Raw genomic sequence first — 16,626 nt, forward strand, 5'->3', positions numbered from 1 at the left:
CATGCAACTTGAAGAAAAACTACGCGAACTGGATCTGGCTGATCCGTTGGCCGCTTTGCGCGAAGAATTCGCACTGCCGGAAGGCATTGTTTACCTGGACGGTAATTCACTGGGCGCCCGCCCGCGCGCTTCGTTGGCCAGGGCGACCCAGATGATCGAGCAAGAATGGGGGGAGGGCCTGATTTGCAGCTGGAACACTGCACAGTGGAGCACCTTGTCAACTCGCCTGGGCGACAAGCTCGCCAAGCTGATTGGTGCCGATCAAGGCGAAGTGGCAGTCACCGATACCACGACGGTCAACCTGTTCAAGACTCTCGCGGCAGGGCTGCGCGTTCAGGCCAAGCGCGCGCCACAACGCAAAGTGATTCTGTCGGAGCTGCATAATTTCCCGGCGGACCTGTACATCATCGAAGGGCTGACGGACTTGCTGCAGCAAGGCTATGAATTGCAACTGATCGAAAAACCAGAGGATCTGAACGCCAAGCTGAACGATCAGGTCGCGTTGGTACTGTTGACCCACGTCAACTACAAGTCCGGCCATATGTACGACATGGCTGCGACCACTGAGCTAATACACCAGAACGGGGCCTTGGCCTTGTGGGATCTGGCGCACTCTGCCGGTGCAGTACCCGTCGAGCTGAAAGCTGCTAAGGCTGACTACGCCATTGGGTGCACCTACAAGTACCTCAACGGCGGCCCTGGGGCCCCGGCATTCGTGTGGGTGTCACCAGAACTTTGCGATGCCACCTGGCAGCCGCTGTCGGGTTGGTGGGGGCATGCCCGTCAATTTGCAATGGCTCCCAATTATGAGCCGGCATCAGGCATCGCCCGTTACCTGTGCGGCACTCAACCCCTAGTGTCCTTGGGCATGGTCGAGTGCGGGCTGGATATCTTCGCAAAAACCGATATTCCGGCACTGCGCCGCAAATCACTGGCGCTGACGGACCTTTTCATCGAACTGGTCGAGTCGCAGTGCGCCCATCATCCGCTCACCCTTGTCACGCCGCGCAACCACGCCGAGCGTGGCAGCCACGTAAGCTTCGAGCACCCGCATGGCTACGCGATTGTGCAGGCACTGATTGCCAAGGGCGTCATCGGTGATTACCGGGAACCGATGATCATGCGCTTCGGATTTACGCCGCTGTACACCTCATTCCAAGATGTAGGCACTGCCGTGAAGGCTCTTCTCGACGTGCTCGACAACGAAACCTGGCGTAATCCGCAGTACCAAACCCGTCGCGCCGTGACCTGAGGAGCACACTATGAGCCAATGTCCTTTTTCGCAAAACCAGAGCCCTGAACAGTGGCATGACGCACAGCTGAACTTCTCCGACTCAATGAGTTATGGCGACTACCTGGATCTCAAGCGCACGCTCAGCGCGCAACATCCGCTGTCAACCGATCACAATGAGATGCTGTTCATTATTCAGCACCAGACGTCCGAGTTGTGGATGAAGCTGATGCTTCACGAACTCAAGGCTGCCCGTGAGCACGTAAAATGCGGCGAACTGCCACCGGCGTTCAAGATGCTGGCCCGAGTGTCTCGAATCTTCGATCAACTGGTGCACGCCTGGACAGTACTGGGAACCATGACGCCAAGTGAGTACATCGCGTTTCGCCCATCGCTTGGCGCGTCGTCCGGATTCCAGTCGTTCCAGTACCGTGAAATCGAATTCATTCTGGGCAACAAGAGCTTGCCACTGTTGCAGCCGCATGCTCATCGTCCAGAACTGCTCGCGGAGCTGGAAGAAGCGCTTGCGACCCCCTCGCTGTATGATGAGTCTATCCGCTTGCTGGCAGCAGCAGGACTGGCGATCGATCCAGAACGGCTGAAGGAGGTGTCGCACTCCCGTACGATTCACAACGCCTCTGTTGAAGCGGCTTGGAAAGCGGTCTATCAGGATCCAAAGCGTTTTTGGGACCTGTACCAGTTAGCCGAAAAATTCATCGACCTTGAAGACTCGTTCCGACAGTGGCGATTCCGCCATGTCACGACGGTTGAGCGAATCATTGGATTCAAAAAGGGTTCCGGTGGTACCGAAGGCGTTGGCTACTTGCGAAAAATGCTCGATACCGAACTCTTCCCGGAGTTGTGGAGCCTTCGCTCCACGCTTTGATCCCGAGCGCACTGTCTGGCATGCACCCTGTTCGCCAGCCCTTAAACGTTACTGGCCCCGGTGGGAACTCATACCTCCCAACGGGGCCAAAATTTATGAATGTGATCTGCGTGGCCGTGGGGATGAAGGCTACCATCCCCCACGCTTCTATCAGCTGGAACAAGCGTTATCGAAAAGTCTGCTTTAAACTGCGAACACTCATTGACGTGACAGAGTCGCACTTGGCGATTCGCCGAAGATTTTTTTGTATTCGATAGAAAATCGCCCCACGTGCTTAAACCCCCAAGCCATTGCAATTACCGACACGTTGCCACCTGAACGTTCGCGCATCAACTCTTGCCGCGCACCGTCAAACCTGAGCCGTTTCAAATAGGCCATGGGAGGAACCCCAACATACTTTCGAAACACCTCGAACAACTTAACCCGCGCCACGCCACAGGCACGCTCGACATCCTCAAGGCAGATATCCTCGCGCGCATGTTCATTTATGAACGCCTTGGCCTTGATGAGGTATTGTGGCCATTGCACTGTAGCGACCGAGTGTAATTCATTACTGTAATTATTTTCCTGCGCAAGGATGAGGCCCTTGATCAGCGAGCCTTCGATATCCTGCGCAAACATACTTTGCCCAAACAGGTCTTTGCTCGTTTCAATCTCCATCAGGTAGTACCTGGCTAACCGCCACCACGACCCGGTTGCGCCGGACTCGGCATTGATCGCAGGTTCGAATGCCAGCTGGGTGGTGATCGGCCGACCGAGCATCGACTCAAGCGTCTGCCGCATGGCAAAACAAGTGATCGCGATTTGGATTTTCTGACAATCTCCAGAAATATCAAGAACTTGTAGTTCATTGGGGGCAATTATCAGTCCTTGATGGGGGTTGGAGGCGATACGCCTACCACCTTTCTTCAGCTCCTGCTCGCCACTGAGGGGTAGGCTGATGCTGTAGCTATTGAACCTGTCTACATCCTCGACATGAATACTGACATCAGTGCCATATGCGATTCTTCCGACCATCGTGTGCATAGCATGAAACATATTACCAGTATGGTTGAAGCGAATTTTGTTTGGCGATCGCGCCTCGAGATGATGGGGGCCGCAGACTTGCGACATCCAAGCACGTGCGCCATCCAAATCATTTCGACAGACCCGTATATCCTGAAAGCTCGTACGATTAAGGGGACGCATACCTATACTCCAGCCACTCATCAGGCTTGCGCCTTACAGCGCAAAGACAATATATAGCATGTTTCATACCAGGCAAGACATAGCGCATTACCTGGATCATGTGGGAGGTATTCTGGATCATGGTGGCCCACTTACGCCGTGCAACGGCTGGACGCGCCGTGCGCTACTTATTTTCCCAACCTGCGCACCCGGTAACACATACGCGGGCGGCACCCGCCCGATCAAGGTGCATAAAGCCCAACGACGAGATGCCACGCATTTTGCATTTACTGGACCAGTATCCATTATTAACTGGATAGACTTGGCAGTGTGCCAACTCATTTAATGGAGGCATAAATGAGCCCGATTGCCGAGGACTGATAATGACAAGCACCAGAAGTGTTGAGCAGTGGAAAAGCTTCATTGAAAGCTGCCTGGATTTTCGCCCCGCCGAGGGCGTTTTCCGTATTGATCGCGCCATGTTCACCGAACCCGACCTGTTCGATCTGGAAATGGAGCTGATCTTCGAAAAGAACTGGATTTACGCCTGCCATGAAAGCGAAATCGCCAACAATCACGATTTCATGACCATGCGCGCCGGGCGCCAGCCGATGATCATTACCCGCGATGGCGAAGGTCGGCTCAACGCCTTGATCAATGCCTGTCAGCACCGCGGCACCACGCTGACGCGGGTGGGCAAGGGCAACCAGTCAACTTTCACCTGCCCGTTCCATGCATGGTGCTACAAAAGCGACGGCCGCCTGGTCAAGGTCAAGGCCCCTGGTGAGTATTCGGAAGGCTTCGACAAGGCCACCCGCGGCCTGAAGAAGGCCCGTATCGACAGCTACAAGGGCTTTGTCTTCATCAGCTTGGACGTGCACGGCAGGGATTCGCTTGAGGACTTCCTCGGCGATGCCAAGGTGTTCTTCGACATGATGGTTGCCCAGTCTGCAACGGGGCAACTTGAGGTGCTTCCCGGCAAGTCGTCCTACACCTATGACGGCAACTGGAAGCTGCAGAACGAGAACGGCCTTGACGGTTATCACGTCAGTACGGTGCATTACAATTATGTGGCTACCGTTCAGCACCGCCAGCAGGTCAATGCCGAAAAGGGCCTCGCCGGCGGCAGTACACTGGACTACAGCAAGCTGGGCGCGGGCGACAAGGAAACAGACGACGGCTGGTTTGCCTTCCATAACGGCCATAGCCTGTTGTTCAGCGACATGCCCAACCCGGCCGTGCGCCCCGGCTACGCAACCATCATGCCTCGTCTGGTGCAAGAGTACAGCCAAGGCAAGGCCGAGTGGATGATGCACCGGCTGCGCAACCTCAACATCTACCCAAGCATGTTCTTCCTCGACCAGATCAGCTCGCAGCTGCGCATTATCCGCCCTGTGGCGTGGAACAAGACAGAGATCAACAGTTTTTGCCTGGGCGTCGTCGGCGAGTCGGATGCCGACCGCGAAAACCGCATTCGTCAGTTCGAAGATTTCTTCAACGTCTCCGGCATGGGCACACCCGATGACCTGGTGGAATTTCGCGAGGCGCAGAGAGGCTTCCAGGCACGCTTGGAGCGCTGGAGCGACATCTCCCGTGGCGAAGGCAAGTGGGTCGAAGGCGCGACTCCCAACAGCGTAACCATCGGTATCAGTCCTGCCATAACCGGCACCGAGTTCACCCACGAAGGGCTGTACGTCAACCAACACGCCAATTGGCAGCGCTTTTTGCTAGAAGGCCTGGCGCGCAAGAGTGCAGAACAACAATCGCTGAAACTGCGTGAGGTGTGACTATGGATTCGCAACTGCAATACCGGGTCGAACAGTTTTTCTACCGCAACGCCGAGGCCTGCGACGCCCAGGACTGGGACTCGTATCTCGACATGTTCACCGAGGACAGCGAATTCCACTTGCCTCAATGGGACTCGGAACACGTCTACACCACCGACCCGACTAAAGGCATGTCACTGATCTACTACCGCACCCGTGGTGGCCTTGAAGACCGAGTCTTCCGCATCCGCACCGGCAAGGCCGCCTCAACCATTCCGATGCCGCGCACGCTGCACCTGATCAGCAATGTGCGCATCTCATCGCGGGATAGGGACGAACTAGAGGTTCAAGTCAACTGGCACACCTTGTACTACCGCATGCAGACTGCCGAACAGTTCTTCGGTCGTGCCACGTATCGTCTACGCCCCGACGGCCAGAGCTGGAAGATCGCTCGCAAGCACGTGGTGCTGCTCAACGACCAGATCAATTCGGTACTCGATTTCTACCATCTCTGATACGGCGGAAAAAGTCTCATGACGTACAAGGTTGCTTTCAGTTTCGCCGATGGCAAAACGTTATTCTGCGCTGTGCAGGCGAATGAAATCCTGCTCGATGGGGCGTTGCGCAGTGGCATCAAGATCCCCCTGGACTGCCGTGAAGGTGTTTGCGCGACATGCCAAGGGCGCTGCGAATCAGGGCAATACACCCAAGATTATGTCGACGACGAAGCACTCTCTGCTAGCGACCTGGCCGAGCGCAAGGTGCTGACCTGCCAGACCCGGGTGCAGTCGGATGCCGCATTCTATTTTGACTTCGACTCCAGCCTGTGCGGCGCCAGCGGCCCGAGTAATGTACAAGGCGTTGTGAGCCGAGTGCAGCTGGTGTCACCAAGCACCGCCATCTTGCATGTAGCTGTCGGCGATGCCGGCAAGGCGCTGGACTATCTGCCCGGCCAATACGCACGCCTGTTGGTACCCGGTACCGAGGAACGCCGCTCTTACTCGTTCGCCTGCGCACCGGGTAGCAGCACCCTGCAGTTCCTGATCCGCCTGTTGCCGAGCGGCGTGATGACCGATTACGTGCGTGACCGCTGCCAGGTAGGCGATGTGATCCACATGGAAGCACCGCTGGGTGCATTTTACCTGCGCCATGTAGAGCGGCCGTTGGTTATGGTTGCAGGGGGCACAGGCCTGTCGGCTTTCTTGGGCATGCTCGACCTAATTGCCGAACAGGGTGGATGCGGTCATCCCGTGCACCTGTACTACGGCGTACGCGATGCAGCGGATCTGTGCGAGATCGAGCGGATCCAGGCCTACGCCTTGCGGATACCAGAGTTCCGTTTCACCCCGGTAGTCAGTGAACCCGTCACCGCGTGGTCGGGCAAGACCGGCTTCATCGCCGAGCATCTGGAAGTGGCAAGCCTCATGGAAGTGCCCTTCGACCTCTACCTATGCGGCCCGCCGCCGATGGTTGAGTCGATCAAAACCTGGCGCCAAACACAAGGCCTCGAACACTGCCGGTTGTACTTGGAGAAATTCACCGAGAGCAATAGCTGAAAAGCTAGCAGAAGCCTTATGAAAAAGCCCAGCGATAGCGTTGCGCTTTTTCATGGGGCTGGGCCGGTGGGCTCTGGCTCGAGCCGCAGTACCCCAAGTCTTGCACAAGATAAGTACTACGGCTGATCTGGGCATCACCGCCATTCATCGCCGCACTTACCGCCCGCTGTGCACCTTCCAGCACTGCAAGTAGCGGTTGAGTGCGCTGGTTTCCGGCGAGTCACCCATGATTGCGCCACCGACGTTGTGGGTGGACACGTACTTGGTGATATCCCAGTGCGATTCCATGCCCAGTACACGTACTGAGCGTCTCCACAGCGAGCACGCCGAACACTTGCATACAGGGGCCACTATAGGGCCCCCTCGCCGGCGGCGCCGACGATGCGCACTACCTCGGACGGCCGACCATCACGGTCACCGAGGAGGGCCACATGACACCAAGGACCCGCTGCTCGCCCCCTTTGTGATCCAGGGTACGTAACTGTGGCGCAAGCTCGGGCCTGGTTCTGGCTGCCAATACAGATCCTCGCCGACTTCCCCAACGCGACGCAGACCATGCTCAACATGATCGAGTGGTGGAAACGAGCCCGAGCAGTACGCAGCCAGATAGATCAATACGCGTAACGCAATGTTGTCATGAAGTTACGTGGCGCCCCGTACAACCCTCCCGCAGTGGTCGTCAGGTATTCCTTGTCGAACAGGTTGTTGACGTTCACTGTCGCCGACAGCGTTGGCAAAATCTGATAGCGCGCCATCAGGCTGGTCACGGCATAGCTGCTCTGGGTGGTGGCGTAGCTCAAGGCATAACCCGACTCGCTCTGCCAGTTTACTCCGCCACCCACGGTCCACTTGTCCAGTTCGCCTGGCAGGCGGTAGGTGGTGAAAAGTTTGACACTGTTACGTGGGATTTCAGTGACGATGCGCTGGTCGTCGTCATTGAAACTTACGTTGTAGGAGTATCCACCTGTGACCTGCCAGCCTTCGGCAAGCTCGCCATTGACTTCCAACTCGACGCCTTCACTGGTGGTGCCGCTCTCGGCCCGGTAAGCCTGAAAACCGTTGGGCTGCAGGCGGTTACCGTCGGCCACGGCCAGGTTGTCCTGCTCGACGCGGAACAGCGCCAAGCTGGCGTTCAAGCGGCTGTCGAGAAAGGCCGCTTTAAGGCCGACTTCATAACCGGTACCTTCCAATGGATCAAGCGGCGAGCCGTTGACGTCGCGGATTCGATCACCTTGCGGGTTGAATATCTGGGTGTAACTGGCGTAAGCGGTCCAGGTGTCATCCAGGTCGTAAACGAAACCAGCGTAGGGAATGACAATACCGCTCTCCGTGCGCTCGACCTTCGTGGTCGCGTCAGTGCTGTACAACCAGCTTTTGTTCTCACGCTTCCAGTCCACCACCCGCGTCCCCAGGATCAAGCTGGCTGCATCGGTAAGGTGCCAGCGTGATGTGAGGTAAGCGCCGTACTGAGTTTCGGTCATGTCGCTAGCGCCTACCTTGTTGAACACCGGTTTGGGTGAATGACCGTTCCACGTGAATATGTTGTCGATGGCATCGTCGTACCCTGTCCACGAACCCTGCCAGCCACCGTAGTTTGGCGTACCGCGCTCTTCGATGCGAGACAGAGTGGCGCCGGTGATCAACTCATGCTCCCTGCCCAGCAACGAGAACGAGCCGGTGGCGTAAGCATCGAGGTTGTCTTGAGTCGGCGCGGCCTGCCAACGTGTCGGCATGATGGTAGCGCCACCACCTGTCACGGGGTCGATCTCGCCATCCACGTAAGCGATCACTGAGTCATAGTCGTTGCGCGAAAGACTGTACTCGACCTTGCCGCTCCAGCCATTGGCAAAGTGTTGCTCGATAGAGGCGAACAGGGTGCTCTGTTCGCGATCATAGTAGCTCCAGTCCGGGGAGGTATTGAACGAGCGCTTGAAGTCAGTCCTTTCACCCGTCGTGGTGAACAGCGGAAAACCCGTGCGCATCGGAGCATTGCTGTGGGTTACCTGGTGGCTGAAGCCCACGGTGAGCAAGGTCGAATCACTCAGGTCCAGTTCGGTAATACCGTAGAGCGTGGACAGTTCCTGGCTGAATCGGTCGATCCAGGCATGCTGGTCCTTGTGGTCTGCGACGAAGCGCCCGCGGATATTGCCTGCATCGTTCAACGCACCGCCCACATCCACACTCAAGCCATAGCGATCCCAATTGCCTGCCTCGGCCGACAGCAGCACCTGCGGTTCAGTGGTCGGCCGCTTGCGGATAAGGTTGATGGTCGCCGACGGGTTGCCCAGTCCGCTGATCAGACCTGTGGCGCCGCGCACCACTTCCACCCGGTCATACATGGCAGTGTTCTGGGTGTAGTTGTCCATGTTTGCCGAGGTTGGTACCCCGTCGATCTCGAAGTTGCGGATGGCGAAACCTCGGGACATGTAGGTTGTGCTGTCGGCACCCAGGCTCTCACGAATCACCGTCACACCCGGAGTGGCATCGAGGGCGTCGGTGAGGTTATCGAGCTTTTGGTCTTCCAGTCGCTGACGCGTCAACACGGTGATCGACTGGGGGGTTTCCTTCAGCGACAGGTTCAGCCGCGTCGAGCTACTGGATGACTCAGTGGTGTAGGACCCCGAACCTTCGGTGGTGGACCCAGGCGCCTTACCGGAAATGCTCAGTGCGGTCAGTTCTACCGCGGTGTCTCCTACTGCGGCCTTGGGCATCAGCAGGTAGCCGCCGTTGCTTTCGCGGCGCACCTGCAAGTCGCTATCTGCCAGCAAGCGTGACAGGCCTTCCTCCAGGGTGTACTCACCGCGCAGACCTGGTGAAGTCAAACCCTCGGTCTGTTCGCTGGCGAACGACAGCGTGATACCGGCGCGATTGGCGAATTGCCCCAGCACCAACCCCAGTGGTCCCGGTGCGATGTCGAAGCGCACGACCTGTTGCTGGGCAATAGCGACCCCTGGCAGGACCACACAAGGGATGGCGGCGAACCCCAAAGCCAAGTGGATTGCGCGAGCCAGGGGGCTCGCCGCTTGCAGCAGACGACGGGACATACAGATTTCCTTCGGTTGGCGTGGCAAAAGCGCGGCAGTGATCGCCGCTTCAATGCTTGGCCGTATGAGAATGCAAATCGGTAACCCCTGGGGCGGATTTTTTTAAACGCCGTCGATACGCACCCAGTAACGGGTCAGATAACGCACGCGGATTGGCAAGGCGTGTGCGAGGTTTTCCAGCACGGTATCGATGTCATCCAGGCGGAACGATCCCGTCACTCGCAAACCGAAGACCGCATCGCTACAGGTCAGATAACCAGGGCGGTAGCGACTGATTTCACGCACCACGTCCCCCAAACGCCAGTCCAGCGCCATGAGCATGCCTTGCGTCCAGGAATCGCTGGCCGGGGGCAACGGGCTGACGGGGTCGAATCGAGATTGATCGAAGCCCGATTGCTGCTCGGCCTCCAGGCGCAGCATGGCGCTGAGCGCCTGCGCCGGGCGTAACTCCACGGCATGCTCGAACACCCGCACGTCGCTGCGACCATCGTGGCTGTATACACTGAACCGAGTACCGAGGGCGCGCACGCTACCTTCAGGGGTGTGGACTACCAACGGGCGTCGAGAAGCGTCTTTGGCGCTCTCTAACAACACTTCACCCCGGTAGACGCAGATTTCCCTCAGTCTGTGGTTGAAGTACGCATCAATTGCACTGTCGGTGTTGACCAACATCCGGGTGCCGTCACTCAACCGTACATCGCGGCGCTCGCCCTTGCCGGTGCGATACTGCGCCATACGCGAATTAAAGGGCTCCACCGCATAAAAACCGACGCCCGCCCCCCCGGCGGTGAGAAGTACGGCGAGCATCTTCGAAACCGCCCGGCGCCGGGCGCGAACACCAGCCAATGCAGGCAAGGCCATCTCTGGTGAAAGTATTGCGAACTGGCGCTGCAGCTTTTCCACTTGACTCCATGCCTCGGCATGCCGGGCATCCTTCGCCAACCAAGCCTGCCAGGCCCCCCATTCGTGCTGATCACCCGGCGCGGCGCTGAGTTGCACATACCAAGTGGCCGCCGCTTCAAGAATTTTTCGATCTGGCACAGCGTCAACCCAGAGCCAACAACAGGCAGTTGGTGATGGCGCGAATCATGTGTTTTTTAACGGTCGTCACCGACACGCCGAAGCGCTCGCCCGCCGCTACGTAACTCAGACCTTCCAGTTGCACGGCAAGAAAGATCGTGCGGGTACGTTCGCCGAGATTGTCGAGCATAGCGTCAACTTCAGTCAGAGTTTCAATGATCAACAGGCGGGTTTCCGGCGAAATGTCCATCGGCTCCGGGCGCACCGCCAGCACATCCAGATAGGCCTGCTCTACCGCCTGGCGGCGAAAGCGGTCGATCATCAGCGCTCGAGCGATGGAGCTAAGGTAGGTCCGCGGCTCACGAATCGACTCGACATTACGCGCTGCCAGCACCCGCAGGAAAGTATCCTGAGCGAGGTCCGCGGCATCAGCGGTATTGCCCAGCCGCGTGCGCAACCAGGTTTTCAGCCAGCCGCTGTGCGCCTGATACAGCTGATGAAGAGGGGTCGAATCGAGAGCGGACATGGCGACCTGCATATGAGAATGCTTCTCTACATTTTTTGCGAAAGACTATGGGAATGGCAAGGAATTTATTGCGCGCAGTGATCAGGGATCAATGCGCCTGCGATTCAAGTGTGTGCACCCGTTCATTGTTGATAGGGTTTGCATCTTCAGACTGTCACCTCAGGATGACGTGGTGATGGGGGCCGTTCAGTCTGGGAGTTCGACCAACTGATTTGGATTGGTAGCTGCCGTGCGTGAAAAACGCCCCGATACCGACACGGCCCGACCGCCTTCCGGCCATCCCGCCATGGAGTACACTGAACCCCAGCGTGCACCACCTCAACAACTGTCAGAAATCGCGATTCGCGTTCGCATCCATCTGAGGGTATCAGGGGGTATTTTTTGGGGTACATTTTTGATTTCCCGAACCAAAACATCCGGTCTAGAGGCCTGTCCAGATGTTTTTTTGGGTACTGGGAAGAAATTGATCTGGCCGAAGTGATTTGGACTTTTCCGGCGCCTCGAATGAAAGCGGGGCGCCAGCATCGAGTACCGTTATCTAAAGCCGCCATCCATACACTCAAGTGCCTGAAGGCAGAACGCAAAAGCGGATGGATTTCCCCCGGGCCGAAGCATTGATCGACCCCTCTCGAACATAGCGATGCTACAAAAACTACGCGCCACGAATGAAAAGTCTTTAGTCAAGAACGGATCCGGCTGGCGCAATAAAGCTGTTGAAGTCACCACCATGCATGGTTTTCGATCAAGACTCAGAGATTGGGCTGCCGAGACGAATAACATCGCCACATCGTCCCTGAGATGGCCTTGGCGCATAAGATCAGTACTGCGACTGAAGCAGCATATCGAAGGGGCGATCTGCTGGAAAAACGGAAACAGTTTATGGAGGAATGGGCTTGCTATGCACTATCAGGTTGTAAACCTATGCAGTTTGCAACTAGATACGCACTTGAGCCATCACGTCTTTGAGATTCGCAGAAAAGAGATTAACTCATCTCGAGAATGAGACTTGGAGCCTGGAACGTACAGACTACGTGCCCTGCTTTTGTGGCATTTGGATTGCAGCCTAGCCCTAATCAGCACTGCGCGCACGAGCTTGTAACTCCATGTAAACCAAAGTCGTTCGTCGAAATGAAGGATCAACATGCATATTCCCAAAGCGGTGCCCGCCGACATCAAAGCAGAATGGTCCTGGTGGCGTCAGGACATTACCTCCCTTCTACCGGAAATTGAGCCAACCTTTGTTGGTGGACGTCAGTATGACGTGGCCATCATCGGTGGAGGGTTCACCGGTATGTGGACTGCGCTGACGCTCAAACAGCGTAATCCATCCTTACGGGTGTCGATACTGGAAGCGTACCGAGTGGGCGATGGCGCCAGCAGTCGCAACGGCGGTATCGTTCATGGTTACTGGCAATCGCTTGCAGCCAACATTCAGGCACTGGGAGTCGATACAGCACTGGATATAGCGCTGCTAGGCAGCAAAGCACAAAGTGCGTTCCGCGATTTCGCCAGCGCCCCGGGTCGTGATGTGGACTGGCAAGAGGCAGGCAACTTGCGTGTGGCGACCTGCCCTCGCCAGGAGAAGACGCTTGCTGCGTTCCACATAGCCTGCAAGGATCTCGGCGCAGACCAGTACATCCAGCTACTGCCCGCGCAGAAGGTTCGTGAAATCGTCGACAACCCATTGTTCGGAAGCGGGCTGTACTTCCCCGAAGCCGGCAATGTTCACCCGGGTAAACTGGTTCTAGCCTTGAGGAAAGCCGTTCTTGCAGCCGGGGTCAACGTTTTCGAGAACTCACCCGTAGAGCGCATCGACGAGTCGGGCTCCTGGCATAGCCTGCGTGTCAAGAACGGTCTCGTCCTCGCCAAGGATGTGGTACTGGCAACCAATGTCGGCCTTGCACAAATGGCGAACCTAGCTCGCCACCTGAGTATTTTTTCAAGCTTTGCGAGCATGTCTAACCCGAGTGCAGCGGCCCTGAACCAACATCATTGGCATCGGCCAGTTGGCGTAAACGATGCCAGGATGTTCCTGCACTACTTCCGCAAGACCAAGGACCACCGTGTATTGATGGGCTCAGGCTCAGGGCCGATCGGTTTGACCAGCGCCCCTGAGCATCCACGCTTGAGAAACGACCCGGACAGTCATCATCGCGCTCGCACTGGCATGGCCCGCCTGCTGCCGCACATGCACGCGGCGGGTCTGGCCAGCAGCTGGGGCTGGCCTATCGATGTGTCCGTAGACCGTCTGCCGTTTTTTAGAACGCTGCGCCCAGGTATCCATTGCGCCAGCGGTTTTTCCGGACACGGCGTCCAGGCCACTTGGATTGCAGGCCAATGCCTGGCATCACTGGTGCTGGGAAGCAACGACGTATGGAGCCAATCGCCGTTCTGCCGGCGCAAGCTCCCGCTACTCCCGTTGGAACCATTGAAGTACCTGGGCGCCAACAGCATTCGCTGGGGCATGCTCAATTGCGAAGAAGCGGAACAACAGATGCGCCGTGGCAACCTGGCTGCTCAAGGGCTAGCCGCCTTGCCCAAGTTGCTGGGTTTGAGGGTGGGCGTTCGCTGACGCAGCGCACAAAAAACCCGGAGCGACTCCGGGTTTTTTGTGCGTTCGATTTACTTGGCGTAACTGACCGTCGAGTTGACACCGCTACGCTTTTTCCTGCGGACCTTGAGCATGTAGTCGATCAGGAAATACCCGGCCAACGCCAACGGCAGTACAGAGAACAACTCGAAGGAGCGCATGGCAGCGTAAGCATTGGCTTCGATCCAGGCCGGCGACTCTGCGGCCAACGCTTCGAATGCCTGGCCCCCGCCGGCGGCCGCTACCTTGAAGCCGTCATACAGCCCGCCCATCCACGGTACCACCACATAACCCGAAGCCATGCCGGCGGCACACATCAAGCCAATACCCAAGGACCCTGTATTTGGATAGCGCTCGGAGGCGATGGCCAGCATGTTCGGCCAAAGCAACGCAGCACCGATACCCAGTAGCGCAGTTGCCCCCATGGTGATGTAGGGGTTCTTGGCATAGGCCAGTCCCAGCACCGATACGAAGATCGCCAGGCAGGCAAAGATCAGGATCGTGACCGCATGTACCCGCTTGAGCGCGATCTCGGCGAGACCACGCGCAAACAGATAGGCAATCGCCACATAGATCAGCAACCAAGTGCCTTTGATTCCCGAGATCTGCCCGACCACGATGTCCAGCCAGTTCTGCGGAACGGTTTCACAGGCCAGCGCGAAGAACATCACCCCGACCAGCACCAGAATCCCTGGTTTGACGAAAATCTCCTTACACATCCCTTTGAAGCTCACGCCATTGGCAACCCGTTCAGTCGGCGGAAAATCCACGAAGCACAACATGATCAGCGCCACACAGGCCGGCAGCAACGACAACGAGAACATGTAGCGCCAGTCGAAGCTGGATGACTCAAGCGTCACCGCCAGCAGCCCCGCCAGCATCCAGCCCAATGGCCAGCTAGTGTGCAGCCGGTTGAGCATCGCCGCTTTGTTATTCGGATACAGCGACGGTACGACTGGATTGACCACCGACTCGATGCAGCCCCAACCAATCCCATGAAGCAAGGCCCCAAGCCAAAGAGTGTCATAGGCGCTGGCACTGCCAGGCTCAGCCATGATCATCACGACGAAACCTGCGTTGAAGATCACCAGCCCTGCGAACAGTACGCGCTTGATTTTCAGCGCATCGATAAAGGGCGGCAGCACCGTGTTGCAGATGGTGAATCCCAGGTAGGTGACACCCAGAATCCCACCTACCAGCGCCGCCGAGGTAAGGGGTGATGTCGTGTCGAAAAATACCGCTTTCAGGGTTCCGGAAAACGAGAGCTTCAACATCATCGCGAATCCCGCCGCGAACAGCGCGATCCAGCACACCAGAAACGCTCGTGAAATATTTCTTGGCGCAAGCACCGCGGGGGTAGTCAGGTCGTTCATTTTTATTCTCACTCACACGCACTGCAGATTGCAGAATGGCATCAGTCGCTCGCTCAGGACTCATGCATTCCGTCGGGCAGCCAGCCACTGGTCGGAGACTGGCTGTGGTTGGTTTCAGAAACCGGCTCTGAACGAGGCCCAAGCCTGCAGCCAGTCATCGTAGGTCGCGTACACCTCCGACTCGCGAGGCGGTTGCCCCTTGAGCGGGGATTTCTGCAACACCTCATCGATTCGCGGGTAATCGAACAGCGACCGGGTAGCCTCGTCCATGTACTGGACCGCTTTGCGGTTGACCACCGCGGAGCTCACCGAACGGCTCATCTCGGCTTGAACACGCGGATCGAGGGCCTGATTGATGAAGGCCTGGGCGGCCTCGGTATTGACCGAGGTCGCCGGGATGAACCAGGCATCGGCCCACACCGCGCCTCCCTCGGACGGGAAGACGTACTCGGTCTTCACGCCTTGCTTGGCCGTCTGTAGCGTCGCGGCGGTCCAGGTGCAGAAGCACGCCGAGATTTCACGCGCCACGAACAGCGAGGCGACATCGCCGTTGCTCGAGGCGAAGGTTCGGCACTGCTCTCGATAGGGCAGCATCTGGTCCCAGATCTCGGCCAGTTCCTGGCGTGTGACATTGGGGAATCTATCGCCATAACCGGTCACTTTGGCCGCCAGCGGCCACACGGTCAGGGGGTTATCGAGGAACGTCAGGCGGCCCTTGAACTCCGGACGCAGCAAGTCTTTGAAGCTGGTCACTGGGGCGGATACCGACTGCGGGTCGTAGACGATGGTGTCGATTCCCCAGGTCCAGGGAATGCCGAAACGTTGACCGTCCCAGAACCACATGTCGCCATCGTAGAAACGGGTGATGATGTCGGTCGGGTTGTAGTTGGGGATTTGTCTGACATCGATTGGCTTGAGCAAATTTAGCCCCTTGTACAGCTCGTTGTAGCCGTTCGAGTACTCGGAGAGGTCAAGGCGCACCCCACCTCCCATCAGCTTGGCCGTCACATCGTCCTGGCTGCCCATGATGCTGGCGTTCACGCGCAAGTTGTGCTGCTTGATCCAGTCGGCGGCTTCGCTCTGCAGCGTGTAGCCTTCCCAGGTCATGATGTCGAGCTGGCCACTCACCGCTGCCTGTGCCTGCGGTATCCAACGCCCCAGCGTTGCACCCGCTGTGGCGGCGGCTGCACCGAGCATCAGCATGCGTCGACTCAAGTGCGGGTTGAAAGGTGACGCATCTGAAAAGCGCGATGGGTCTTTGCGATCTGCTGACATTGGCGCATTCCTATCCTGAGGCGTTGTTGTTGAAATAGGCAGGATTGAAGCTATTCGTCACGCGGGTGGCGCCGGCGCTCTTCTCATGGAGTCCGTGGCGGCCAAACTACAAGGAGCAAGACCGATGCCAGCTTTTGAATATTTTATATCTAATTGAAATTATTGATTTTTTATAAAGATTTGGCGAATTGA

The 16,626-nt window shown here is 57.4% G+C and carries 13 protein-coding genes and 1 pseudogene; 7 read left to right on the forward strand and 7 right to left on the reverse strand.

The genetic code is table 11. From position 1 onward, the window contains the following. Position 1: 1 nt before the first annotated feature. Together kynU and kynA are read left to right on the forward strand one after the other, a co-directional pair. Positions 2 to 1,252, forward strand: a complete 1,251-nt coding sequence (gene kynU, locus ACFY9W_RS09645) for a kynureninase (RefSeq protein ID WP_391128960.1) — start codon at positions 2 to 4, stop codon at positions 1,250 to 1,252. Between the two features lie 10 nt (positions 1,253 to 1,262). Continuing rightward, a complete protein-coding gene (kynA, locus tag ACFY9W_RS09650; RefSeq protein WP_391128963.1) occupies positions 1,263 to 2,117 on the forward strand; it encodes a tryptophan 2,3-dioxygenase in 855 nt (284 codons plus the stop codon). Positions 2,118 to 2,315: 198 nt separating this feature from the next. Here the strand turns inward: kynA and ACFY9W_RS09655 are convergent, their stop codons facing one another. Further along, entirely contained in the window at positions 2,316 to 3,305 is a 990-nt protein-coding gene (locus ACFY9W_RS09655) for a helix-turn-helix domain-containing protein (RefSeq protein WP_391128966.1), read from the reverse strand. A gap of 362 nt (positions 3,306 to 3,667) precedes the next feature. Here ACFY9W_RS09655 and antA point away from each other — a divergent pair, with 362 nt between their 5' ends. Genes antA through antC form a run of 3 tightly spaced genes read left to right on the forward strand, consistent with a single transcriptional unit; the run spans position 3,668 to position 6,606 of the window. Continuing rightward, the gene (gene antA, locus ACFY9W_RS09660) at positions 3,668 to 5,071 is read left to right on the forward strand and encodes an anthranilate 1,2-dioxygenase large subunit (protein ID WP_391128969.1); all 1,404 of its coding nucleotides are present in this window, start codon (positions 3,668 to 3,670) and stop codon (positions 5,069 to 5,071) included. A gap of 2 nt (positions 5,072 to 5,073) precedes the next feature. Further along, on the forward strand, positions 5,074 to 5,565 hold the full coding sequence (gene antB, locus ACFY9W_RS09665) for an anthranilate 1,2-dioxygenase small subunit (RefSeq protein ID WP_391128972.1): 492 nt from the start codon (positions 5,074 to 5,076) through the stop codon (positions 5,563 to 5,565). Between the two features lie 18 nt (positions 5,566 to 5,583). Continuing rightward, a complete protein-coding gene (gene antC, locus ACFY9W_RS09670; protein WP_391128975.1) occupies positions 5,584 to 6,606 on the forward strand; it encodes an anthranilate 1,2-dioxygenase electron transfer component AntC in 1,023 nt (340 codons plus the stop codon). A gap of 156 nt (positions 6,607 to 6,762) precedes the next feature. On the opposite strand, the gene ACFY9W_RS09675 is transcribed toward antC, so the two are convergent. Next, the gene (locus ACFY9W_RS09675) at positions 6,763 to 6,894 is read right to left on the reverse strand and encodes a hypothetical protein (protein ID WP_391128978.1); all 132 of its coding nucleotides are present in this window, start codon (positions 6,892 to 6,894) and stop codon (positions 6,763 to 6,765) included. An 86-nt stretch (positions 6,895 to 6,980) separates the two neighbouring features. On the opposite strand from ACFY9W_RS09675, the pseudogene ACFY9W_RS09680 reads away from it, so the two are divergent. Next, positions 6,981 to 7,227, forward strand: a pseudogene (locus tag ACFY9W_RS09680) (hypothetical protein); the annotation flags it as partial. Here the strand turns inward: ACFY9W_RS09680 and ACFY9W_RS09685 are convergent. The 3 genes from ACFY9W_RS09685 to ACFY9W_RS09695 form a co-directional block, all read right to left on the reverse strand. Further along, positions 7,218 to 9,650 (reverse strand): TonB-dependent siderophore receptor, encoded by a 2,433-nt coding sequence (locus ACFY9W_RS09685; RefSeq protein ID WP_391128981.1) that lies wholly within the window; start codon positions 9,648 to 9,650, stop codon positions 7,218 to 7,220. The pseudogene ACFY9W_RS09680 and the gene ACFY9W_RS09685 sit on opposite strands and share 10 nt — an antisense overlap. 102 nt (positions 9,651 to 9,752) lie before the next feature. Then, positions 9,753 to 10,691 (reverse strand): FecR domain-containing protein, encoded by a 939-nt coding sequence (locus ACFY9W_RS09690; RefSeq protein WP_391128984.1) that lies wholly within the window; start codon positions 10,689 to 10,691, stop codon positions 9,753 to 9,755. A gap of 4 nt (positions 10,692 to 10,695) precedes the next feature. Continuing rightward, positions 10,696 to 11,196, reverse strand: a complete 501-nt coding sequence (locus tag ACFY9W_RS09695) for a sigma-70 family RNA polymerase sigma factor (RefSeq protein WP_391128987.1) — start codon at positions 11,194 to 11,196, stop codon at positions 10,696 to 10,698. Between the two features lie 1,141 nt (positions 11,197 to 12,337). Here ACFY9W_RS09695 and ACFY9W_RS09700 point away from each other — a divergent pair. After that, positions 12,338 to 13,768: an FAD-dependent oxidoreductase gene (locus tag ACFY9W_RS09700; protein WP_391128990.1), complete on the forward strand. Its 1,431-nt coding sequence runs from the start codon at positions 12,338 to 12,340 to the stop codon at positions 13,766 to 13,768. Between the two features lie 50 nt (positions 13,769 to 13,818). Here the strand turns inward: ACFY9W_RS09700 and ACFY9W_RS09705 are convergent, their stop codons facing one another. Together ACFY9W_RS09705 and ACFY9W_RS09710 are read right to left on the reverse strand one after the other, a co-directional pair. Beyond that, positions 13,819 to 15,159 carry an MFS transporter gene (locus ACFY9W_RS09705; RefSeq protein ID WP_391128993.1) on the reverse strand — a complete coding sequence of 447 codons (1,341 nt, stop codon included), beginning with the start codon at positions 15,157 to 15,159 and terminating at the stop codon, positions 13,819 to 13,821. A gap of 114 nt (positions 15,160 to 15,273) precedes the next feature. Continuing rightward, positions 15,274 to 16,434 carry an extracellular solute-binding protein gene (locus ACFY9W_RS09710; protein WP_391128996.1) on the reverse strand — a complete coding sequence of 387 codons (1,161 nt, stop codon included), beginning with the start codon at positions 16,432 to 16,434 and terminating at the stop codon, positions 15,274 to 15,276. Positions 16,435 to 16,626: the final 192 nt, after the last annotated feature.

The organism is Pseudomonas sp. NPDC008258, assembly GCF_042956345.1.
Classification (GTDB): Bacteria; Pseudomonadota; Gammaproteobacteria; order Pseudomonadales; family Pseudomonadaceae; genus Aquipseudomonas.